The 20,848-nt window shown below is 54.4% G+C and carries 22 protein-coding genes and 1 pseudogene; 17 read left to right on the top strand and 6 right to left on the bottom strand.

The annotated features are described in order from the left end of the window. Nucleotides 1-140: 140 nt before the first annotated feature. The 5 genes and pseudogenes from D7M11_RS37815 to D7M11_RS29210 form a co-directional block, all read left to right on the top strand. Nucleotides 141-254 (top strand): annotated as a pseudogene (locus D7M11_RS37815) (helix-turn-helix domain-containing protein); the annotation flags it as partial. 21 nt (nucleotides 255-275) lie between these two features. Continuing rightward, complete coding sequence (locus D7M11_RS29225) at nucleotides 276-983, top strand: LysR family transcriptional regulator substrate-binding protein (RefSeq protein WP_275671745.1); 708 nt, start codon at nucleotides 276-278, stop codon at nucleotides 981-983. Between the two features lie 267 nt (nucleotides 984-1,250). Next, nucleotides 1,251-1,760, top strand: a complete 510-nt coding sequence (locus tag D7M11_RS29220; RefSeq protein ID WP_120750808.1) for a helix-turn-helix domain-containing protein — start codon at nucleotides 1,251-1,253, stop codon at nucleotides 1,758-1,760. Between the two features lie 2 nt (nucleotides 1,761-1,762). Continuing rightward, the gene (locus D7M11_RS29215; protein ID WP_158606890.1) at nucleotides 1,763-2,770 is read left to right on the top strand and encodes a linear amide C-N hydrolase; all 1,008 of its coding nucleotides are present in this window, start codon (nucleotides 1,763-1,765) and stop codon (nucleotides 2,768-2,770) included. 408 nt (nucleotides 2,771-3,178) lie between these two features. After that, nucleotides 3,179-4,381 carry a GTP-binding protein gene (locus D7M11_RS29210; RefSeq protein ID WP_120750806.1) on the top strand — a complete coding sequence of 401 codons (1,203 nt, stop codon included), beginning with the start codon at nucleotides 3,179-3,181 and terminating at the stop codon, nucleotides 4,379-4,381. 480 nt (nucleotides 4,382-4,861) lie between these two features. Here the strand turns inward: D7M11_RS29210 and D7M11_RS29205 are convergent, their stop codons facing one another. After that, the gene (locus D7M11_RS29205; protein WP_120750805.1) at nucleotides 4,862-5,476 is read right to left on the bottom strand and encodes a TVP38/TMEM64 family protein; all 615 of its coding nucleotides are present in this window, start codon (nucleotides 5,474-5,476) and stop codon (nucleotides 4,862-4,864) included. Between the two features lie 208 nt (nucleotides 5,477-5,684). Between D7M11_RS29205 and D7M11_RS29200 the strand changes: the two genes are divergently transcribed. From D7M11_RS29200 to D7M11_RS29165, 8 genes are all read left to right on the top strand, one after another. Continuing rightward, nucleotides 5,685-6,767, top strand: coding sequence for a hypothetical protein (locus D7M11_RS29200; protein WP_120750804.1), 1,083 nt, complete (start codon nucleotides 5,685-5,687; stop codon nucleotides 6,765-6,767). Between the two features lie 146 nt (nucleotides 6,768-6,913). Beyond that, on the top strand, nucleotides 6,914-7,324 hold the full coding sequence (locus D7M11_RS29195; RefSeq protein WP_120750803.1) for a VOC family protein: 411 nt from the start codon (nucleotides 6,914-6,916) through the stop codon (nucleotides 7,322-7,324). Nucleotides 7,325-7,371: 47 nt separating this feature from the next. After that, entirely contained in the window at nucleotides 7,372-7,809 is a 438-nt protein-coding gene (locus D7M11_RS29190) for a VOC family protein (RefSeq protein ID WP_120750802.1), read from the top strand. Nucleotides 7,810-7,813: 4 nt separating this feature from the next. Further along, nucleotides 7,814-9,007 (top strand): VOC family protein, encoded by a 1,194-nt coding sequence (locus D7M11_RS29185; RefSeq protein WP_120750801.1) that lies wholly within the window; start codon nucleotides 7,814-7,816, stop codon nucleotides 9,005-9,007. A gap of 16 nt (nucleotides 9,008-9,023) precedes the next feature. Continuing rightward, the gene (locus tag D7M11_RS29180) at nucleotides 9,024-9,821 is read left to right on the top strand and encodes a VOC family protein (protein ID WP_120750800.1); all 798 of its coding nucleotides are present in this window, start codon (nucleotides 9,024-9,026) and stop codon (nucleotides 9,819-9,821) included. Between the two features lie 18 nt (nucleotides 9,822-9,839). Further along, nucleotides 9,840-10,166, top strand: a complete 327-nt coding sequence (locus D7M11_RS29175; protein ID WP_120750799.1) for a hypothetical protein — start codon at nucleotides 9,840-9,842, stop codon at nucleotides 10,164-10,166. Beyond that, the gene (locus tag D7M11_RS29170) at nucleotides 10,163-10,354 is read left to right on the top strand and encodes a hypothetical protein (protein ID WP_120750798.1); all 192 of its coding nucleotides are present in this window, start codon (nucleotides 10,163-10,165) and stop codon (nucleotides 10,352-10,354) included. Before D7M11_RS29175 ends, D7M11_RS29170 begins: the two co-directional genes overlap by 4 nt. Nucleotides 10,355-10,553: 199 nt before the next feature. Next, a complete protein-coding gene (locus D7M11_RS29165; RefSeq protein WP_120750817.1) occupies nucleotides 10,554-11,450 on the top strand; it encodes a hypothetical protein in 897 nt (298 codons plus the stop codon). A 59-nt stretch (nucleotides 11,451-11,509) separates the two neighbouring features. Here D7M11_RS29165 and D7M11_RS29160 read toward each other — a convergent pair whose 3' ends face one another. Beyond that, a complete protein-coding gene (locus D7M11_RS29160; protein ID WP_120750797.1) occupies nucleotides 11,510-12,403 on the bottom strand; it encodes an AraC family transcriptional regulator in 894 nt (297 codons plus the stop codon). Nucleotides 12,404-12,592: 189 nt separating this feature from the next. On the opposite strand from D7M11_RS29160, the gene D7M11_RS29155 reads away from it, so the two are divergent. Both D7M11_RS29155 and D7M11_RS29150 read left to right on the top strand, forming a co-directional pair. After that, nucleotides 12,593-13,936 (top strand): ABC transporter substrate-binding protein, encoded by a 1,344-nt coding sequence (locus D7M11_RS29155; RefSeq protein ID WP_120750796.1) that lies wholly within the window; start codon nucleotides 12,593-12,595, stop codon nucleotides 13,934-13,936. A gap of 181 nt (nucleotides 13,937-14,117) precedes the next feature. After that, nucleotides 14,118-14,834 (top strand): HAD family hydrolase, encoded by a 717-nt coding sequence (locus tag D7M11_RS29150; protein WP_120750795.1) that lies wholly within the window; start codon nucleotides 14,118-14,120, stop codon nucleotides 14,832-14,834. Here the strand turns inward: D7M11_RS29150 and D7M11_RS29145 are convergent. From D7M11_RS29145 to D7M11_RS29135, 3 genes are all read right to left on the bottom strand, one after another. Further along, the gene (locus D7M11_RS29145) at nucleotides 14,821-15,480 is read right to left on the bottom strand and encodes a DedA family protein (protein WP_120750794.1); all 660 of its coding nucleotides are present in this window, start codon (nucleotides 15,478-15,480) and stop codon (nucleotides 14,821-14,823) included. The genes D7M11_RS29150 and D7M11_RS29145 overlap by 14 nt on opposite strands. Then, nucleotides 15,470-16,117: a class I SAM-dependent methyltransferase gene (locus tag D7M11_RS29140; protein WP_120750793.1), complete on the bottom strand. Its 648-nt coding sequence runs from the start codon at nucleotides 16,115-16,117 to the stop codon at nucleotides 15,470-15,472. Before D7M11_RS29140 ends, D7M11_RS29145 begins: the two co-directional genes overlap by 11 nt. 115 nt (nucleotides 16,118-16,232) lie before the next feature. Beyond that, entirely contained in the window at nucleotides 16,233-17,165 is a 933-nt protein-coding gene (locus D7M11_RS29135; RefSeq protein WP_120750792.1) for an RluA family pseudouridine synthase, read from the bottom strand. Nucleotides 17,166-17,354: 189 nt separating this feature from the next. On the opposite strand from D7M11_RS29135, the gene D7M11_RS29130 reads away from it, so the two are divergent. Both D7M11_RS29130 and D7M11_RS29125 read left to right on the top strand, forming a co-directional pair. Next, nucleotides 17,355-18,350 (top strand): ABC transporter ATP-binding protein, encoded by a 996-nt coding sequence (locus tag D7M11_RS29130; protein ID WP_120750791.1) that lies wholly within the window; start codon nucleotides 17,355-17,357, stop codon nucleotides 18,348-18,350. Then, entirely contained in the window at nucleotides 18,347-19,480 is a 1,134-nt protein-coding gene (locus tag D7M11_RS29125) for an ABC transporter permease (RefSeq protein ID WP_120750790.1), read from the top strand. The genes D7M11_RS29130 and D7M11_RS29125 overlap by 4 nt, the downstream gene beginning before the upstream one ends. A 104-nt stretch (nucleotides 19,481-19,584) precedes the next feature. Here the strand turns inward: D7M11_RS29125 and D7M11_RS29120 are convergent, their stop codons facing one another. Continuing rightward, a complete protein-coding gene (locus tag D7M11_RS29120; protein ID WP_420818449.1) occupies nucleotides 19,585-20,655 on the bottom strand; it encodes a glucuronyl esterase domain-containing protein in 1,071 nt (356 codons plus the stop codon). Nucleotides 20,656-20,848 lie beyond the last annotated feature (193 nt).

Here is a 20,848-nt window from a genome sequence, read left to right as displayed (position 1 = left end):
GCTGCGAAGCCAGACTTAACCCCCTTCCAAGTTGCGCTTTAAAGCCTGATTACGTGAGATTTCAAGTAAGACTGCGAACGCTCTAGCTTGTGCAGGCTATTCTCCATAATTAGGGGGTAGGACCGCTACAAAACTTAACGAAGGCGGCGCGGATGCACGCGATCACCCAGCCGGCTATCAGCCGGTCGATTGCCAGGCTGGAGCAGGAGCTTGGCGTGCCGCTGCTGGAACGAAAGGGCAGGCATATCCGGCTTAATTGGATTGGAGAAGCGTTTTTGCAAAAGGCGGACGCGGCGCTGGAATTGCTGGAGGAGGCGGCCCGGACGATCGAAGAGCTGACTGGTGAGGAGAAAGGGAGCATTGTCGTTGCCGAGTCCGGTCCTTCGCCTATAGCGGCCTTGTCGGACTCGTTCCGGCTCCGCTATCCCGTTGTGCAGTTAAACGTGGTCCGAATGCCCGAGGAGGAGCTGAGGACGCGCATCCGAAACAGCGATATCGACTTTGCGATATCGGCTATGCCGCCGGAAGGGCCCGGAATCGAGGCGGCGACGGTTTTTCGCGAGGAGATAAGCATTGCAGTATCGCAGGGGCATCGCTTCGCCGGCAGAGAGACGATCGCCTTGGAAGAGCTGGCCGAGGAGCCGTTTGTCGGGTACGGGTACGGTCATCCTTTCCATGAATGGCTGGAATCGTTTTGCGCCCGGGCGGGCTTCAGCATGAATATCGTATGCGGACTGGACAATCCCGCCGCCATTTGCCGAACGGTCGCCGCCGGACTCGGCGTCGCCTTCGTGGGCGAATGCGATGCCGATGCGACTGGCTCGCTGATCCGGCTGCGTATCGAAGACCAGGCGTGCAGCCGAACGTTTCGGCTCGTCTGGCACGAGGGCCGGTATCTTTCCGCCGCCGCGCGCTTGTTTCGCGACGAGTTGGCGGCCGGATTTGCGGCAGCGGTTCGATGCGGGGATGCCGCCGCTTGGTGAGAGCCATTGCCGAACGAGGCTTGATCTTGTACCGTATGTTCGCTCGCCGGCGAAGACATGAATTGAAAATGATTGGCTCCATTTGCCTCCCCTGTTATTGGTATGCCGGGGTATTGGATTTTAACTTTTGACTAGCGCTTTTTCGTTTTGACTAATGGCATGGGAATTACATTCAGTTTAGAATCGGCATAAATTATGTCAAAGATATTGACGTAAATTACGTCATTTGTTATATTATTGACATAAATTACGTCGTGGAGTGATCGTATGAGTCAGAGCGAACCGTTTTTTTTCAAAACCGTACTGGAATATTTGGTCATGATTAACGAGCAGTCCTATTCAGGAATTGGTCGCCAGCTTCACATTACACCGCAACAGTTTTCGGATTGGATCAAAAAGCGACGACCGATTCCACAAGAGCGGTTACAGGCTCTGGCGAATTATTTTGGGGTTGACGGAACTGTTTTTGTAGATAGCAATAACTTCGTGGAGCATCTGACCCCTCTGAAAAAAGCAGATATTCATATCTTATTGTTAGAGCAAAAAGTGGCCCGGCTTGAGGCGGAAAGGGCTGAAGATGAAGATATTGGACCTTATAGAGAGAAAAAGCAAAAGCTTCTTAAAGAGAGGGCAGAGCAGTATCGTTTATCTAAAATGGCTGGCATCCTTCAGCTAAACGACGAACGGATTAATCGAATAGTAGATTATGTTGTACACGAACTCGAATCCGGCCGGGTGGAAGAACTTGAAATGAAGTTGAATAAAGGAGAGGAATGACGATGAGTACCGCTATTTACTTCAGCCCGGAGGGCGGCCGGCTTCTGGGCAAAAATCAGGATGTTCCATACCAAGGAGCATACCTATTTACGAATAAACGCGGTGTTGCCAAAAGCGCGCTTGTACAGCCACCGGAACTTCCGGCAAAATGGATATCCCGATACGGCAGCCTAACCGTCTCGCAAGTTGGCAAAGAAATGCCAAATGGCGGAATCAACGAAACAGGTCTTGTTGTAGAGCAGACGACACTATGGCAATCTGCTTATACAGATAACGATCGTTTGCCAGCGATCGGAGAGTTGCAGTGGATTCAGTTGATTCTTGACACTTGTGCCACAGTAAAAGAAGCGGAGCAAGTCGCTTGCGGTGTACGCATTGCACAGCCAATGTCAAGGCTGCATTATATGGTAGGCGATCGCTCGGGAGATTGTGCGATATTCGAATTCCTGGGCGGTGTCATGTGCGTATTTCGGGGAAACTCATTGCCGGTTTCAATTATGGCCAACACTCCTTACTCGCAGGCAATTAAAGATTTGGAAGACAAAGAAGAACGCTGGCGCAACGTATACAACGATTATGATGGCAATTCCATGGATCGTTTCGTTAAAGGGGTGGCTCGCCTTGCGGCTGTGATCCCGGACAGCGAGAGAGAGCGACTCCAATTCGCTCGAGAGACGTTACAATTTGTTCGCAGGGAAGATACTGCATACAGTCTCATCTATGATTTAGAGCAAAAGCAGCTTCATTTCGCAACAAGTATATATCCGGATTTGAAAACAGTGCGGATGAGTGAGGTGGATTTCTCTTCGGATGCGGTGCCGCTGGCGCTGAATCTTCAACAGCCCGCCGTTTCCTATATGAACTACAATGCGGATTTGAACCGTAGGGTTGCAGAATCGTTTTTCAGGGAGCCTGTTTTGACGAAAGCATTTGGTTGGAGTATTACCGATGATATGATTGATTTTATCGCATCATTTCCAGACCGCTTTCCGAAGGCGGCAGATGTTTAACATCAGAAATGAAGGATATGCCTGGAAAATGGCGATTGGTTTGTCTGTGGCAACAATGGGCTGCCCGGTGCGTAGCCATCGAGACGGTTTGTTAAGCTCTAGGAGAGAATGTTAATGGCATGAACCAGCGGCTGTCTATGACTTTACTTTTGAATTCCAGGGCTGCCGCTAGTTCAATGAATCCGGTCCCAAACTTCATTTTCACTGCATAGTGGGCGTTTCGTATGGGACTGTTTTCGGCAGCTGCTGGCAGCAACATTGACAACGAACCGGACATGCTGATATACTGTAATAATTACGAATAAACTCATCGAAGTAAAGTTTACCAAAACAGACTGGAGCAGGAATAACAAGTTTTATTTTTTTTGTTATTTAATCGTAAAAATTACGCTAAAAGAGGTGCGTGAAATGAGTAAACGGCTGTTGCCGGTAACGGTGCTTAGCGGTTATTTGGGAGCGGGGAAGACAACCATATTGAATCATGTGCTGCATAACCGGAACGGACTAAGGGTGGCGGTTATCGTCAACGATTTGAGCGAGGTTAATATCGATGCTTCCTTGATCAAGGAGGGCGGCGGCTTATCGCGGACGGACGAGAAGCTGGTCGAAATGTCGAACGGCTGCATCTGCTGCACGCTGCGCGAGGATTTGCTGCGCGAGGTCGAGGCGCTGGCAAAGGAAGACCGATTCGACTATATGCTGATCGAGTCGACAGGGATCGGCGAGCCGGTACCGGTAGCGCAGACGTTTACGTACGTCGACGAAGAGCTCGGAATCGATTTGTCCCGCTTTTGCCGGCTCGACTGCATGGTTACGGTTGTCGACGCCTACCGGTTTTGGCACGACTTCGCATCCGGCGAAACGCTGCTGGATCGCGGCGAGGCCGCAGGGGAGGACGATACGAGAGATGTCGTCGATCTGCTGGTCGATCAAATCGAATTTTGCGATGTGCTTATTATGAACAAGTGCGATCTGGTTGACGAGCCGGACCTGCAAAGGCTGGAGGCGGTGCTCCGCAAGCTTCAGCCCCGGGCGAAGCTGATCCGTGCGTCGCACGGGAAGGTGGACCCGGCGGCGATACTCGAAACCGGCTTGTTCGACTTCGACGAGGCGAGCGTGTCCGCCGGATGGATCAAGGAGCTGGAGAAGCCGGCCCATACGCCGGAGACGGAGGAATACGGCATATCCTCCTTCGTGTACGAAAGGAAAAGGCCGTTTCATCCCGGGCGACTGATGGCGTGGATGGCCGATTGGCCGGAGGAGATCGTTCGGGCGAAAGGCATCGTTTGGCTCGCAACCCGGAATGAGATGGCGCAAAGCCTCAGTCAGGCGGGCCCTTCGGTCCAGTTCGGTCCGGCCGGTTACTGGATTGCCGCGCTTCCGGCCGAGGAGAAAGCCGGGCTCAAGGAAGAAGCCGCCGTAGGTTGGGACCCCGTATACGGCGACCGGATCAACAAATTCGTGCTTATCGGGATCGGCATAGACCGCGCGAAGCTGACTGCGGAGCTTGACGATTGCCTGCTGACCGTTGATGAGATGGGGCACGACTGGACGCGGTTTGCCGATCCGTTTCCGGCGGCGATGGCGGAGGAAGGGGCGGCTGCGTTTTGAGGAGAATGTCCTCGCTCAAGCGGCAGAGAAGATGGCAAGAGACAGATTGAGGCTGTAGTGTAGGCCGCTTGAAGAGTATGCGAAGGTCGCCGCTGGCGGCCTTTTTGGTTTAAACCAGGTAAAGCAATAAGCGTAACAAGCAGGACATGCAACCCGAGAAGGCTTCGATTGGGCGAGCAGTTTGAGGCAGCGTTACTGGAAAAAGTCCCGTTAAATATCGGTTATATGCCGGTTACGCGGGTGTAAAAGGAAAATCCCCAGTTAATTTCCTGCTGATCTGGAAAATTCGGTATTTCTGCAACGTTTAGCTGGAGAAAATCCAGTTATAGAACCTCATTCCGCAAAAAGGCACTAAACAACAAGATTTTTTCCATTTGTCTGCTCCTGAAGGAAGGTTGTAAATCTGCGAGTGTATAAAGAAAAACTCACACTGGCTTTGAGATTCCCACAAGTTGTTTTGCTCCACGGAGTTTCGTTTAATTACGGAGCGCTGCGCGTCCAAATCCGATAGCCGATAGCGGCGCACGCCAGAAGCAGGCCATAAACGGAGGCGACGATCAGGGCATTTCGGGCGTTTGCGAACAGTTCGTTGCCCAAATAGGCGAACAACAGCATACTCGGTATTTTTCCGAGGGCCGAAGCCGTTACGTACGTAGATAGCCGTATCGATAAGAAGGCCGGATAAATGTTGACGAGCGTTTGCGGCAAAACCGGAATCAGGCGCGCGACCAGGATGGCGGCAAACGGCTTCCGTTCCATGAACCGGGCCAGCTTCTCCATTCTTTCGAACCGGGCAATATACGCCCGGCCTTTAGCCTGAAGCGAAGATCGCACAAGCAGATAGAGGATCGCGGAGGCGATCGTGGCCGCCGACCAACTGACCAGAAAGCCGAGGAGCGGACCGTAGAGGAAGCCGAGCATGCCGATGATAATTTTATAAGGAAGCACGGGAAACAACACGAAGATGAGGGCAATGCCGAACGCGGCGATCAGCGGCGGCTCATAATGCTGCATCCATCCGGCCAGCTCGTCCTTGTACAGAAATACGATAACGATGGCCGCCGCATAGACAAGGCCGAAGTGCCAAATTTTCATAGCAGACTCCTGAGCGACTGATTTCTTTTCCTATAGCATAATCGTTTGGCGGTCGGCAAGCAAAGTAAAACCGGCTCCGGTTCGATAGATCCGAAGCGAATTCGTGAAAAAAGACATATTGACAATAGAACGTATGTTCTGTATGGTAATAGATGTAAATGATGTTAGTACTCGGATTGATTCAAATCATTTGGAGAGTGGTGCCCCTTTGTCCGCAACCGTCTGGAGCTTGACCACCGACTTGCATGAGTTCGAATTGAACGAATCCGGAGCGATCTGCAGCGAATGGCACGGCCGTGAAGCGCTCTATATGGAGAACAGACTCGGGCATCCCGTTCTGCTTAAGAATGGCCCGAGCTGCGACCGTTTCCGCTTAAAGGCGGAAATCGCTTGCCCGAGTGCGCCGGGTTTTATCGGCCTTGTCTTCGGCGCCCGCGACTCGCGCAATTATGAACTCATCTATGTGTCGCCGGCCTCGGACGACTATCCGGGCGAGATTCAGTACGACCCTATTATGAACGGCTCGTCGACATGGCAAATCTACAATGGCCCGAAATATCAGGCTCCGGCCCCTTTTCAGGCTGGAAAATGGACCAAGCTGTGCCTGGATGTGGGGCCTCGCGAAGTGTCTGTAAAGGTCGGTGACGTTGCGGAACCGCAGCTCGTCATCTCCAAACTCCAGCTTGGCCGGTGTGAGGGCACGATCGGAGTATGGTCCTACTTGCCCGGCTACATCCGCTACCTTTCGTTGGAGCCACTCGATTCGGATGGTGGCGAAGACGGCGACGGAGGCGAAAGCGGGGATGAGAGACTCCGGTGTCTTGCGGCGGAGACGTTTATTACGGAATGGAATGTATCTGCCCCGTATGCCGCAGGGAGCGAGTCTGCCGCTGACAAGGGAATGCCAACCCGCGCTTCCGTCGAGGAGAACGGTACGCTTAATCTGAACCGGCTGTTCGCCTCCGCTCAAGGGATGGCTGTGGAGGCTTCATGCACATTCGCCATCGCCGAGGAGCGGGTAACCGTGCTGACTTGCGGCTTCAGCGACCGTTTGCGGCTGTGGGTGAACGGGGAAGAAATATACGGTGGAGAGTGGAAGTGGGCTCCTCCGGGGAGCGATGGGCGGATTCGGTCCGATTTCGCTGAAGCAAGGATTCGCTGGCAAGCCGGCCTGAATACGATCCAGGCCGAGATCGTGAGCACGGAAGTCATTTTTGGATGGGGACTGGCCGTGAAAACGGGTCTTGTCGATATGAAGCTTGTTGCAGGTGCGCAGGATTCCGTAAGATAGGCGGATAAGCGTTACGGATTAACCTGCGTCCGCAGTTATTCCGGATGAGACTCAAGTATGCAGCTTTAACGGAATTGCAGCCCTAACTGACGACAGAGACACATTACGTCGTTAAAGCTCTTATGCAGACATGGAGGTCCGATGATATGGCGATTAAAAGGCTTGGGAGCATCTTTATTCCGGTCGGCCGTTTGGAGGCGTCGATCGAATTTTACGCAGGCAGCTTGGGACTAACATGCAGGGGGATTGAGGATTGGGGCGAAGGCCAGCGGGGCGCGACACTGTTCGTGAGCAACCCGCAGGAGGGTGCCGCCCTGATTACGCTGGTCGAGTCAGCCGAGCCTGTTGTCGTGCCCGGTCGGCCCTGGTTCAATTTTGCTTGCAGCGATGTGGAGGAGATGCATCGGTCGCTGCTCGCGCAAGGATGCCGCGTAACGGAGCTGGTGTCGTGGGACAGCCCGTGGAATCGCCATCTGATGTTCGATGTTTTCGATCCGGACGGGCATTCGGTCAACCTGATCGAAATGATCCCGATCACCGCTCCGGCTGAATCCTGATCCGCTGCGGAGCAACCGTGTAAATCCTTGAGAGGTGAGTGAACCGAATGAGCGTTACGTCAACGAAGAAAGCGCTTTTACGAGAAATTAACTGCGCCTACGTCCCCGTGACCGATCCCGCTGTATCCGCAGAGTGGTACGAGCGGGTGCTAGGCTTACAACTGCGTTCTCCCGTTAAGCCGGGCCGGGGCGCGATCATGATTATGGGCGGCGGACAATGGCTGTTCCTGCTGCCGAGTCCGGGCATGACGCCGCTGACGTTTGATACGACCGGCTGGGCCGAGGATGATGAGCTGTTCGAGATGTTCCCGCTATGCTTCCAGACGGATGATATCCAAGCGCTCCACGCTTCGCTCATCGCCTCGGGAGCCTGGACGGAAGCGGCGATCCGCGACGAAGGCGGCTGCGGCTTTCAGCTCGACTTTAAAGATCCGGACGGCAACAAATTCCAAGCATGGCAGCCGCCCGCGGGACAAGGAGACTGAGCCGATGGACACAGCCCCTATAACGGTCTCGCTGCAGACGGGAGCGGCCAGCCTGTTTGTTCACGTATCCGATTTGCGCAGATCTGCGGAATGGTACAGCGATTTGCTAGGTTTGCCCGTTCGGGAGGAGCGGCTCGGCGGCGGGCCTGTGTATTGGTTCGATCTTCCCGGGACCGATCTCATTCTCGACGACAATTCCGCTAACCGCCAAAATCCCGACTGGCGCGAAGACCAGAAGCCTTTCATTATGTTCGCATGCGAGCATATCGATGAGGCATACGACTATGTAAAATCGAAGGCGGACACGCTGGCCGAACCGGAGTGCTACCCGGATGTCGCCCATTTCAGCTTTCGCGCGCCGGACGGCCGGGTGTATATGGCGTGCTGGGCGAAGGACGGTAACATTCGGCGGGAGCTTCCGACCAGCTTCAGCCCGATCCGGCCGCGCATAGGAGGCGTGTTCATTAACGTCCGCGATATGCGATCCGGGGCCGTCTGGCTTTGCGATCTGCTTGGCGTCCCGTTCAGGGAGGACGAAGCGTCCGACTCGATCTATGTCATACCCGCTTCCCGTGGCGCCGATCTGCTGCTGGACGACAATCGCGCACGAAACGGAGACTCATTCGAAATTCCGTTTATGCTCGATACGAACGATATCGAAGGGGCCTATGCCTATGTCGTCGAGCGGGGGCTGCCTGTCTTTCACGACATCATGCGCCATGGCAGTGTGGCGTACTTTACGATCGCCGACCCGGATGACAATCTGGTCATGATATGCAGCGATGAGGAAAATCGTGCCGGCGATATCGACGGCTATACGCTTATCCAGCTGCCGGTTCGGGACTTGCAGCGATCCGTCGCCTTTTACATCGATATGCTCGGCTATGTGCTCGAGCATCCCGAGCGGCCGATCGCGGAGCATACGTTTCTGCGCACAAAGTCCGGGGAAGGTCCAGGTTTGCATCTGCTGGAGGTAGCGGATGAAGAGTTCAAAGCCGATCACTGGCTGCGCGGAGGCGAGCCGGTTCACGGGCTGGAGCTGCACAGCCGGAACGTAAGGACGCTGTACCGGCGGCTTGTCCGCTCCGGTGTACGAATCGAGGCCGAGCCTTACTTCGTGGAGCCTTGCGGCGGTTACGTGAAATTTTACGATCCGGAAGGGCATCTGCTGTGCGTCAATCAGAGTACGATTTCATGAGAACAGGAGGCATAGTATGGCAAAACCAAAAACGATAGGGTCTTCGCTTACCGTACTGCTTGCCCACGATCTGGCCAAGTCGCAGGCCTATTACCGCGATGTGCTCGGATTCGATGTCACGGACTGGTGGGCGGAGCGGGACGGCTTGAGCGGTCTTGCGCTTAAGCTGCTTCAAGCAGCGTCGCCCGAGGATGTGCGACCGAAGGCGCCCGCAAGAGGACAGACGATCGGCGTAGACATTTATGCATATGTGGACACATGGGCGCAACTGGAGGCTTTACTCGCGGAATTTCGGGAAAAGGGTGCCATTATTGCGCAGGACATCGTCACGTACCCCGAAGGAGGGCCATGGAAGGAATTTATCGTGCGCGATCCCGACGGTTACTCCATGGCCTTCGGCGGCGTGGACGGCCGTCCCGGCGGCAGGCGCAGCCCGGTCCGTCCGCATATCGGCGCAGTATGGTTGACGGTTCGCGATCTGGACCGTGCGGTCCGTCGTTATGCGGCTCTGCTGGATTTGAACGTTAACCCTAAGGACCGGCAAGAGGGCGGGTGGCATCTGTTCAAGCTGGAAAACGGCACCGATCTGCTGCTGCAGGCGGAGGCGGGCAGGGGCGATGCATCCGATGTTTCCCGTGAGGAGCGTCTTCTCCAGTCATTTACGGTGTATACGGATAACATCGATGCGGCTTATGATTTCGCATTGTCCGCCGGATTCGAAGCGGACGGCGGCATCGTCCGAACGCCCGGCGAAGTGTCGTTCCGCATTCGCGATGAGGATAACCACACCGTTATCGTCGTCCAGTCTGAATAACTCAGAGGAGTTGGGACTATGAACGATACGTTATCAGTCGAAGTCGTGACTGTGCCGCCGATGCGCCTGTTGACCGTCCAGGCACCGACTGTGCCGGACAAAAGCGGTACCCGCGCAGCATGGCGCAAGCTGACGGAGGTGCTCCCGCAAGGCGATCCGCGCCTTGCCGACCCGGACACCGGTTATGTGTGCATTCCTCAGGAGCAATGGGCCCCAGGTGTGGAAACTTTATATGTCGGCTTGCGCGTCGGCGAAGCCGAAGTCGTACCGGACGGGACAGAGCCTCTGGACACGCCCGAATGTTGTGCGCCAGGTTGCGCGTTCATGGCAACGAGGCTCATATGAACGAAGCGTACGGAGTGCTGTTCAACTGGCTGAGAACAAACGGGGAGTATGAGCTTGACACCAGACCCGGCGTGTATGGGCTGGAAGCGAACCGGCTAGGCCCGGTCAATCCGTTTACGATTCCATACGAATCGGTTACGGTATTCGACTTCGAGATGCTGTACCCGATCCGCAGGCGCGGTGAATAACAGATGCCGGTATAAGCCCGAATACGCCCGTATGGCCACGGCTTTGCGCACCTTCTCCTTCTGCGTTCTGTGGTGAGCGAGAGTTTCCTTTTTTGCTTGCGGCGGGCGTCTTTCCCGTACAGGGAAATTTTAATCATTCCGCCTCCCCCCTTAACCTGCCGGTTGCGTACGAACTAACATGGAGAAGGGGATGAGCGATATGGACACGAAACGATGCGTCTTTTGCGACAAAATCGTGCCGGTCAAGCAGAAGGCGGACTATTACAGCTTTATCGGCTGCCTCTGCGCGCCGGGCGAATCTTATAAGCTGCGGGCGGACAGCTACGAGTTGTACGCCTCGCTTTCCCACCAAACGAAGCACCTGCTGTTTCCGATCGTATCGGCTTACATACGGGAGCTGATCGATTGCGAAGAGCCCGTTTCTCTCACGTTCGAGGACCTGGAGACGATCCGAAGCTCGCCGCGGGTGCCGGTTACGATCGAGGCGAAGGCGGACAAGCTGCTGCAATATTTCCGCAGGCAGGCGAAGGGCCCGAACGAAACGGTCGTCATCCGGCAGCTCGGCGATCATTATAATCTGACTTATTCTCCGAATTTGCAGGAGCTTGTCCATATTATCGAGAAGCTGAGAGACGAACAGCTGCTGGAGCGGACGGGCGCGTCTTTCAAGCTGACGGAGAAGGGCTGGCAGGAGGCGGAAGCGAAGGCCGAAGGCAAACGTCTGATGCCGTGCGCTGTCATCGTCCCCGGACTGGAAGAGAAACGCAAGGAATGGTCGATGACGATTTTTCCCAAGCTCCAGCAGTGCGGATATATTCCAAGCATGATCGAATATTCGAAGCTGAACAAAGTGGGCGACAGCGCGTTTCAAACGATTGCGGAGAGCAAGCTGCTCGTCGCCGACTTGTCCGGCGATTGCGCCGATATTTATTTTGCCGCCGGTTATGCGCTGGGCCAGGAAGTTCCGGTACTCATTTCCGTACAGCGCAGCGAGGCCGAACGGCTTGCCATCAAGTCCAGCCAGATGCGTCCGATCGTTTGGGAGCAGACGGAGGAGCTGGCGGATAAGCTGCAGCAGCGCCTTCTAAATGTGTAGCGGACAAATACAGAAGCTCTTGCCGTTCCCGGCAAGAGCTTCTGTATTTGGGTCCCGCTTTATACATATTCCGAGGCGGCATTGCGAAAACGAGCCCGATACATCTTCGGCGTTGTTCCTTTCACGTCCTTGAACGCCCGGGTAAACGTGCGCGTCTGGTCGAAGCCGACGTCGATCGCTATTTCAGTCACGCTCATCGATGTCGTCGCAAGCAAGCTGGCTGCGCGTCCGACCCGAAGCGAATGCAAATATTCGGTAAACGTTTGTCCGGCGAACTGTTTGAAAATCCGGCTCAAGTACGAAGCGTTCGTATTGAACCGGCTCGCCAGCCCGCCAAGCGTAATCTCGTCCTGATAATGTACGTGCAAATATTGCACAATATTCTCCACCATGCTGCTGCGGGTCTCTGACCGGGCGACCGCCGGCTTCATGCTGTCCAGAGAACGGGGGATCCGCAGCAGAAACACGAACGCCTCCAGCAGCTTGGAGCGGAGCACGGAGTCTTTGCCGAACCCTTCGTTCTCGTATTCCTGCCGCATTGCCTGGAAGATCGAGGTCATATGGGCGCGCTGCTCCTCGTTTAGATCGTAATGGGTCGGGTAGTCCAAGCCCGTTTTGAGCAGGGCGTTCGCCAGCTCCCGGTCGGATGGGCTCAGGAACAGCATATTGAGGTCGAACATAATATTGTATTTAAGCGCTTTCGGACTGCTCAAACGAATTTCGTGTATGTGGTGCGGCAGTAAAAAAGTGACGGTTCCTTCGCGGAAAACATGGGGGGTGCCGCCCACGATCTCCGTGCCGGTTCCTTCGATCACCATGCTGAGCTCGGCGAAGTTGTGGTAATGCAGCGGGTAGCTGCGCTCCAGGTTGCTGAGAACGACAAAGAGGGGCAGCTTGCTTTTTCCGTAATGTTCGTGAGACAGCGAGTCCTGATACCGAGGATAAGCTCCCAATGACGGTCACCTGCCGTATCGTTTTGACTCTATTGTAACACATATATTTATACATGTAATGTACAGGAACGTAAAATTTTGGGTAGTTGAGGTAAAATGATGTCTGCTGTCGGTTTCCAGTTTCTGAGATAATTAAAAAGACTCAATTTTGAAAGCGTTGTCAATTAAAGACGGGGGAGATGTGTGGGTATGCGCAAGTCCAAAGTTATTTCGTTTTGCCTTCCACTCAGCATGGTACTGGCCCTGATGACAGCTTGCGGAACGGGAAACAATACGGGAAACGATTCGGGAAACGGTAAAACGGCGGAGGAGAAGCCGAAGGCGGAAGCGAAAAAAGATCCGTATTCGATGCTGATTTTTGCGGCCGGTGTCAGCAAGGAGGAGTTCGACAAACGGTTTCGGGGGGTACTGGAAAAGAAGTTCCCGCACATTACGTTTAATTACCAGACGAGCGGCACCGGGAACAACATTACCGATCTGGTCACGCGCGGCGAAATTCCGGACCTGATCCGCACCGATATTCCGACGCTTCGAACCGGCTATTTGGATTTGAATCTGGGCGTAGATCTGACCCCTTACGTGACAAAGTACAAATACGATTTGAACCGGTTCAATCCAGTGTTCATTCAGGAAATCAAGGACTATACGCGTGACGGCAAGCTGTTCGGACTGCCGGTGCCGCCGTTTTTCCCGAATGTGCTGTACTACAACAAAGATTTGTTCGATAAATTCGGCGTACCTTATCCGAAGGACGGCATGACGTGGGACGAAGCATACGATCTGTCCAAGAAGATGACCCGGACGGACGGCGGCAAGCAAATTCGCGGCTTTAGCGCCAACTTGACGGGGATGCTGCGGGACAATCCGTTCTCCCAGGCGATCCTCGATCCGGAGAAGGACGGCTTGACCGATCAGGACAAGTGGACGAAAGTATTCAGCAACCTGAAACGGTTCTACGACGTTCAAGGTAACGAATATCCGAAAACGGCTGCGGACGACATGAATATGTTTGGCAAAGGCGAAGCTGCCCTGTCCGCCAACCTGCACAGCGTTTATCTGGTCATTCCGCCGGAAATCAACTGGGATATCGTGTCGCTGCCGACGATGGAGGGCGCTCCGAAACGGGTCAGCCAGCGGGGACCGGCCTACTGGTCGATTTCGGAAACGAGCAAGCATAAGGACGAGGCGTTCGAGGTCATTATGGAAATGCTGAAGGATGAAATTCAGATGGAGGACTCGAAGCAAGGCATTCCGACGACGCTGAACAACAAAGATATCCAGAACGCTCTCGGAAGCGAGCATGCGATCTACAAAACGAAAAATATGAAGGCGGTTTCGTTTTACCCGCCGACCGATCCGACGCCCAAGCGGAAGCCGGGGCTCGTCGATGTCCCTCTCGCCTCGCAGCAATCGGCGGTCAGCACGGCATTCGTCGATTATGTGAGCGGCAAGACGGATTTGAACACGGCGCTCCGGCAGCTCGACGAGAAGTTGAAGCAGCTTGTCGAGGAAGAGAAAGCGAAGAAAAAATAACGGCGCTCCTGCACAGCCAAGCGCTCTCCGTATTCGTGCGAACGAATGGCGGGGGGCGCTCTTTTTTCAGGCAGAACAGGACAAGCACTCCGCAGTGGTGAAAAGAATCGACAAGGGAGGCCGGACATGAAATAATAGGCGAAAAGAACCGGAGAAGCCGGTATAAACGGAGGGACCTTCCATGTATAAAGCGATCATCTTCGATCTGGATCATACGCTGCTTGACTACGACAGAAGCGAGACCGACGCCATGCAACTGACGATTCGCCAGCACGGGCTGGAGCAGGAGGAACGATGGACGTGGGGGCGATTCCGGGAAACGTTCGGACCGATCAACTGGATGTACTGGAGCGAGAGGAACGAACGCAGGCTGACGATTCATCAGGTTCTCGAGTATTCGTTTCGCGATACGTTCATCCGGCTGGGGCATAGTGACGCCGATCCGTCGGCCCTGGCCCGCACGTACTGGGACCATTTCTGCTCCCTATGCCATTTTGAGGACGGGGCCAGAGAACTGCTTGGCGACTTGCACGGAAACCGCAAGCTGGCAGTGATCTCGAACGGAATCGGAGAAGGCCAGCGGAGGCGAACGGCTAGCGGAGACATTTTGAAGCTGTTCGATGCGTTTATCGTATCCGACGAGGTCGGGTACTGGAAGCCTGATCGGAACATTTTTGAAATCGCCCTGAGCGAGCTTGGCGCTAACCGTTCAGAAGTGCTATATGTCGGCGACTCGCTCAAGGACGATTATGCCGGCGCTCGTGCCGCAGACATCGACTTTTGCTTGTACAATCGAAGCGGGGCGTCGCTGGAGGAGCATGTGAGCCCGCGTTATGTCGTTCGGCGAATCGGCGACATCCGCTCCATCGCTCTTGGGGGTGCGATTACTGGTCCTTGACGCTGCTTACGTTATTGACGCTATTGACGCATTGGATGCTGCGTCCTTGCTGACTCCGTCTAGCGCGTCTGAAGCGGACAATGGCAACAACCGCAATAGCCGCCACTGGAATCCAGATCAGCTTGAGACCGTAGCTGTGCAGGAAATAGCCGATTTCTTTGGCGTGATCGCCAACCAGCCGTCCGAGCGTGAAGAAGATCAGCGTCCAGACGAACCCGGTCGTGTACGAGAAGAGCGCATACCGCTTGAACGACATTTTGCCTAGACCGACCAAGTACGGGACCACGTGGCGGACGACGGGAAAAAAATAGCCGATACACAAGGCAAAGCTGCCGTATTTGGTGACAAGCCTTTCCGATTGGGCCAAATATTTGTCCATCTTTTTTTTGCGTTTCAGCCGCTCCAGCATCGGAGTGCCGAGCCATCTGCCAAGAAAGTAGCCGAGCGACAAGCCCGAAACGACGCCCAAATAAGTGAGGATAAATGCGGGAACGACATGCAGCAGCCCGCTTGCGGTTACGGCTCCGCCGGTCATGACGATCACTTCATCAGGGATCGGCATGCCGACGATCCCAAGCCAGAGGGCGAAGAACAGGGCGGCATAGCCGAACTGCTGGATGAGCGCCAGCAAACCATCATAGCTCATAGGCAGGACGCTCCTTTCCGGTAGGATGCAGGCTGTATGGTTCCGTTTCCGTTACCGGAACGGTTTCTTCTCTTTTGCGGCAAACATATACGAATGCCGGAGGCATATTGAGAGGTACGAAGCGGACATGCTCCAGCTCGAATTGGCGGTCCAGCTGTTTTTTCATTTGCTGCGAGTATTGGAAGGCGATGAACAATCCGCCCGGCTTCAGCGAGCGGGCGATTTGCTCCATCAGCTTATCGCGCAGCTGCTGCGGGAAATTGAAGAAAGGCAAGCCGCTCAGGATGCAGTCCAGCTGCCCTTCTCCGAGCCCTTCCTTCTTCAGCGCCATGTCGATACTGCTTGCATCGGCGTAACAGCCGAACTCCGGATATGCGGCGGACAAAGCTTCGCGCAGGCTCGCGTCTTTTTCGAACAGAAGCACTTTGGTCGGCTTCTGCCTGGCCGCCGCGATAAACTTCGTGATGGCGCCGGTGCCGGCCCCCAGCTCGGCGACAGCGTTTACGCGATGCCAGGGCACTTGCCCGACCATCGTTTTGGCGAGAAAGGGGGAGCTTGGCGTAATGCTGCCGACTTGTTTGGGCGAACGGATGAATTTGTATAAAAATAGAAATTTTTCTCGAATATGGGTCGGCATGGGCGGTGTTCCCTCCATTAATGGGCTGATTCTATCATACTCGATAATGTTTGGATAGAATGAAGGGAAATTCTTAAAGCTTTCTGAAGGAAATGTTAAGAATCGATTATTATCCTTATTGTTCCCGGAATACGCGCAAAAACGAAGAAGGCATCGGGCTTTCAAACCGCATCGTCTCCCCGCTGGCCGGATGACGGAATGAAAGAACATGGGCGTGCAGGCCGAGTCGGCCGATCGGGGAGCCGCCGCGCGAGCCGTATTTTTTGTCTCCGACGACCGGGTGGCCGATGTCCATCATATGGACGCGGATCTGATTTTTGCGCCCGGTTTCCAGCTCGACTTGCAGCAGCGAGGCGCGGTTGTTCGTCTTCAGCACCTTGTAGCGGGTAATCGCGAGCTGCCCGTCGTCCGGCTTGCTGCTGGAATACATGACCATCGCTTTGTTTTCCTTCAGCCACGACTTGACGGTTCCTTCCTTCTCGCGCACCTCGCCTTCCACCAGCGCGACGTACGTACGCTCGAGCACGGCATCCTTCCACTCGTTCTGCAACAATTGCTGCACCCGCTCGCTTTTGGCAAACATCATGACGCCGGATGTGTCGCGATCGAGCCGATGCACGATAAAGATGCGCGCCGACGGATTGGAGCGGCGTACGTAGTCGGACAGCTGCCGGTAGGCGGTTTGTTCCTTCTCCTGGGCCGTTGCGATCGAGAGAAGGCCGGCTTCCTTATGAACGACGATCAAATCGTTATCTTCATGCATAAGGGACAGCCCGTTCAGTTTCACTTCGCTGCGCTCCGCCACCTTTGCCCAACTGACGATGACGCGGTGCCCGGGCTGCAGCGGGAAGTCGTACTTCGTCGTCGGACGGCCGTTCACCGAAACCTGGCCGCGGGCGAGTATCGATTTGACCGAGTTGCGGCTGCGGCCGGACAGCGCCGCCAGCAGGAAGTCGAGCAGCATCGCCGGCTGCTCAGCTAGCAGCTCGGTCGCCGCGGATTTTGGCGCGGATGGGGCGGGGGACTTGACGTGTTTCTTCTTATTCATGGGATCTCCTTGTCTTTGGCTGACACATTTTGCTACAAAATGGTTCGCGGTCGGAATTGTGATTCTACTATAGCGCATCCGGCGCGAAAATGCACCAGCCCTCTTCACCCGAAATTACGCCCGATAACGCTGTTTTCGCAAGCGTTCCCAATCGGTGGTATAATAGGATCGATTGCTAGGAGGGAATTTATGAACGATGCGCTGAGCGGGAACGAGCGCCGGCAAAACGATCAGGCAGCGGTTATCCGCGTAGAAGGGCTCGTGAAACGATACGGTGCGTTTACGGCGGCGAGCGGCATCAGCTTCGAGGTGCGCCGCGGCGAAGTATTCGGCCTGCTCGGTCCGAACGGCGCAGGAAAAACGACGACACTGGAAATGATCGAAGGCTTGCGCAGGCCCGATAGCGGGACGGTTATCGTGGCCGGCTACGATACGCAGACGGAGCTGAAGAAGGTGAAGATGGTCATCGGGGTCCAATTGCAATCGACCTCGCTGTTCGATCAGCTCAAGGTTCAGGAAATTATCCGGATGTACGCCAGCTTTTATCCGAACTCGGTCCCGATCCGGCCGCTGCTGCAAGATATGATATTGGAAGAAAAGAAAAACGACCGCGTCAAGCATTTATCCGGAGGTCAGCGTCAGCGTCTCGCGATCGCCCTTGCGCTCGTCAACGATCCGCAAATCATTTTCCTTGACGAGCCTACGACCGGGCTTGATCCGGGGGCGCGCCGAACGCTGTGGGACATTATAGCCAAGCTGAAGGCTCGAGGCAAAACGATTATGCTGTCGACGCATTATATGGACGAGGCGCATTATCTGTGCGACCGGGTCTGCCTGATGGACCGCGGGCGCGTCATTGCGCTCGATACGCCGGATCATCTGGTGCGGAATATGCGGTCCGACAGCGCCGTTGAATTCCGGCTGCCTTCGCTTGAGGGCGCTCCGGAAAACAGTCCGGAGAAAGAGCAGGCTCTCCGGCTGCTTCAGTCCGTAAGCGGGGTCAAGCAGCTCGAGGTGCGCGGCGAATGGTACGTGCTGTACACGGACCGGATGCAGGAGACGCTAACGAATTGGATCGAGACAGCGAGAGAGAACAGTCTGGCGTTCGCCGATTTGCGCACGCGATCGGCTACGCTGGAGGATGTATTCCTCCATATGACGGGAAGGAGCCTCAGGGAAGGATGAAAGCATATATACACCTGACGCTCGCCCAGCTTCTCATGTTTGCTCGCAATCGCCAAGTGTTGTTCTGGTCGCTGCTGTTTCCGGTGTTTTTCGTGGCGATGATCGGCTTTTTTCTCGGAAACGGAAGCGGCATCTCGCTTAGCGGCGCGCTGATCGACGAAGACAACAGCCCGGGGTCGCGGGAGCTGATCCGTTCGCTGCAGCAGATGAACACGGTCATCGAGCTGAATGAGCAGTACGACAAGGAAGCGGCGCTGAAGGAGCTTAAGCAGGGAGACCGCCACATCGTCGTAGTTGTGCCGAAAGGGTATCAGGAGCTGCTGTCGATGCACGAATCGAGCGAGTACGTAGACCCTGTGTTTATGACGACGCCCGAGGTAGCTACGGTTAAGGCGTACTACGACGAGACGAATATGACAACGTCGCAAATCGCCCTGTCGATATTGTCCCAGGTCGTCGACGGCGTGAGCAAGCAGCTTGCCAACTATTCGCCTGTCGTCATCGTCGACGCGTCGGCGGTGCAGTCGCTGCATTTGAAATATATCGACTTTCTCGTGCCCGGCATTCTCGCGATGATGATTATGTCGAATAACTTGAACGGGGTAGCGGGGCAGATCGCCTCGTGGCGCGAGCGCGGCATTTTGCGGCGGATGCAGAGCACGACGCTGACCGCGGCTACGTTTATCGCGGCGCAAATTACCGCGAGGCTCGTCATGAACGGCCTTCAGGTGCTGATCGTCGTTGTGGTCGGCTCGACCTTCTTCGATACGCAGGTGAACGGCTCCTGGCTGCTGCTTGGTCTGTTCGTAGCACTGGGGACGCTGACGTTTATGTCGTTTGGCTTCATTATCGCTTCTTTGGCGAAAACGCCGGAAAGCGCCGGACCGATCGCCGGCTTCGTGTCGTATCCGATGCTGTTTTTGGGCGGGGTGTTTTTCCCGATCAAGGAAATGCCGCAGTTTTTGCAGCCTGTCGTCAAGCTGCTGCCGATCTCTCATCTTACGGCTGCGATGCGGCAGGTCATGAACGTCGGAGCCGACCTATCCGCGCTATGGCCGGAGGTGGCGCTTCTCGCCGGGTGGATGGTTGCCGCTTTTGCCTTGTCGAGTTATTTGTTCAAATGGGAGTAATCAAGTCCTCTGAAGTGGAAAAAAGCAAGCATGAGCCGCGATCGGCCGGGGAATGGACGCCATTCCCCGTTGATTGCAGGCAGTCATGTGACGCAGCCCGCCACCTATGCCTTTTGTTGTAAATAATGAATAAAATGCAGCCAATCCTCACGACTTAAATAATGCCCCCCGCTTCTTAAATGATAGCCAATATGTCCTGCATGAAATACGTCTCCTGCTTGGGGAAGACGATCCGGGTGCACGAATCCGGGAAGTCCCAACTTTTCATAAACCTCGCTCGCAGCAACGCACGATAAGTATTCCGACTCGGGGTCCGCCCACAAATCTTGGACCGCACTTGCGACATAAACCTTTCGCGGCGCAATGGCAGCCAAAAGAAAATGCTGATCGAAGGGCAGCTTACCTTCGTTATTTTTATATTTTTCATAATTGTCGCAAAACCAATAGGGGAATTTATTATAAATGTTTTCGATGGTTTCGCCGTTTTTATTTCTCGAAATAGCAGCACCGCTGCAGCCCGAATTGTTCGAAATGACGCATGTAAATCGCTCGTCCAACGCCCCTGCCAGCAATGCCGTTTTCCCTAATCTGGAATGTCCGATTACAGCGGCATTGGAAACATCCAGATTGGATTGCGTGTACGCATAATCCAGTACACGAGAGGCCGCCCAGGCCCACATCGCTATTTTGCCGCAGTTTGCCTTGCATCGTTCATGGTTATTATAAATCGTTCCTGCCAGGCCGTTGCTCCAGTCATTATTGTCCGAGCTAACATCTTTATAACAAAAAGAGAGAACTCCAAAGCCGTGATCTCCTACTTCTTCGCTAGGTAAGTATTGATCGGGGACATGATCCCTAAAATTGGCTAAGACAAAAAAAGGATGCTTACCTGCCTTTTGCGGAATTGCAGCATAGAAGGGAAAGGAAAAGTTCCCATGTTCAAATTTCGCCGTCGCCATCACTTTTTTTAAAGCTACCTTTCCGGCACAAAAGCTATTGCTCTCCTCCACAACCTCGAAAGATAAATCAACAGCTTGAAGAGGAAAAAAACCATACTCCTCCTCACAAAGCATATGGATAATCTCTTTTTTTCGACCTATCCATTCTACATGGTTATTCCATATCGGCATTATATTTCTGTTATTTAATAATTCCTTCAACACCACGATCACCATCCGCAATATGACATAGATATAAGCTAACTCTCAAAAAATGGTTACTTCACCCGGGTGATGGGTTTAATATTAATTTCTAAAGCAAGCCATGTCAACAAGAACACGTATGGGAACAGGCACATTCTCCGAATTAGCGGAGGCATCCACAAACTGGTAGGATCCAAGACTGCCAGAGGCATGTGGTGTTTCAACG

It is taken from the genome of Paenibacillus ginsengarvi (assembly GCF_003626695.1).
In the GTDB taxonomy this organism is placed as follows: domain Bacteria; phylum Bacillota; class Bacilli; order Paenibacillales; family NBRC-103111; genus Paenibacillus_AB; species Paenibacillus_AB ginsengarvi.
Note: the sequence above shows the minus strand (reverse complement) of the source record. Positions and strands in the feature narration are given on the sequence as shown.

Bases quoted from the DNA above. Each gene is read 5' to 3' on its own strand.
- D7M11_RS29215 (WP_158606890.1), top strand. From the start codon at position 1,763: ATGAGTACCGCTATTTACTTCAGCCCGGAGGGCGGCCGGCTTCTGGGC.
- D7M11_RS29170 (WP_120750798.1), top strand. From the start codon at position 10,163: ATGAACGAAGCGTACGGAGTGCTGTTCAACTGGCTGAGAACAAACGGG.
- D7M11_RS29175 (WP_120750799.1), top strand. From the start codon at position 9,840: ATGAACGATACGTTATCAGTCGAAGTCGTGACTGTGCCGCCGATGCGC.
- D7M11_RS29190 (WP_120750802.1), top strand. From the start codon at position 7,372: ATGAGCGTTACGTCAACGAAGAAAGCGCTTTTACGAGAAATTAACTGC.
- D7M11_RS29210 (WP_120750806.1), top strand. From the start codon at position 3,179: ATGAGTAAACGGCTGTTGCCGGTAACGGTGCTTAGCGGTTATTTGGGA.
- D7M11_RS29165 (WP_120750817.1), top strand. From the start codon at position 10,554: ATGGACACGAAACGATGCGTCTTTTGCGACAAAATCGTGCCGGTCAAG.
- D7M11_RS29135 (WP_120750792.1), bottom strand. From the start codon at position 17,165: ATGAATAAGAAGAAACACGTCAAGTCCCCCGCCCCATCCGCGCCAAAA.
- D7M11_RS29120 (WP_420818449.1), bottom strand. From the start codon at position 20,655: ATGGTGATCGTGGTGTTGAAGGAATTATTAAATAACAGAAATATAATG.
- D7M11_RS29150 (WP_120750795.1), top strand. From the start codon at position 14,118: ATGTATAAAGCGATCATCTTCGATCTGGATCATACGCTGCTTGACTAC.
- D7M11_RS29185 (WP_120750801.1), top strand. From the start codon at position 7,814: ATGGACACAGCCCCTATAACGGTCTCGCTGCAGACGGGAGCGGCCAGC.
- D7M11_RS29130 (WP_120750791.1), top strand. From the start codon at position 17,355: ATGAACGATGCGCTGAGCGGGAACGAGCGCCGGCAAAACGATCAGGCA.
- D7M11_RS29220 (WP_120750808.1), top strand. From the start codon at position 1,251: ATGAGTCAGAGCGAACCGTTTTTTTTCAAAACCGTACTGGAATATTTG.
- D7M11_RS29205 (WP_120750805.1), bottom strand. From the start codon at position 5,476: ATGAAAATTTGGCACTTCGGCCTTGTCTATGCGGCGGCCATCGTTATC.
- D7M11_RS29145 (WP_120750794.1), bottom strand. From the start codon at position 15,480: ATGAGCTATGATGGTTTGCTGGCGCTCATCCAGCAGTTCGGCTATGCC.
- D7M11_RS29140 (WP_120750793.1), bottom strand. From the start codon at position 16,117: ATGCCGACCCATATTCGAGAAAAATTTCTATTTTTATACAAATTCATC.
- D7M11_RS29155 (WP_120750796.1), top strand. From the start codon at position 12,593: ATGCGCAAGTCCAAAGTTATTTCGTTTTGCCTTCCACTCAGCATGGTA.
- D7M11_RS29125 (WP_120750790.1), top strand. From the start codon at position 18,347: ATGAAAGCATATATACACCTGACGCTCGCCCAGCTTCTCATGTTTGCT.
- D7M11_RS29195 (WP_120750803.1), top strand. From the start codon at position 6,914: ATGGCGATTAAAAGGCTTGGGAGCATCTTTATTCCGGTCGGCCGTTTG.
- D7M11_RS29180 (WP_120750800.1), top strand. From the start codon at position 9,024: ATGGCAAAACCAAAAACGATAGGGTCTTCGCTTACCGTACTGCTTGCC.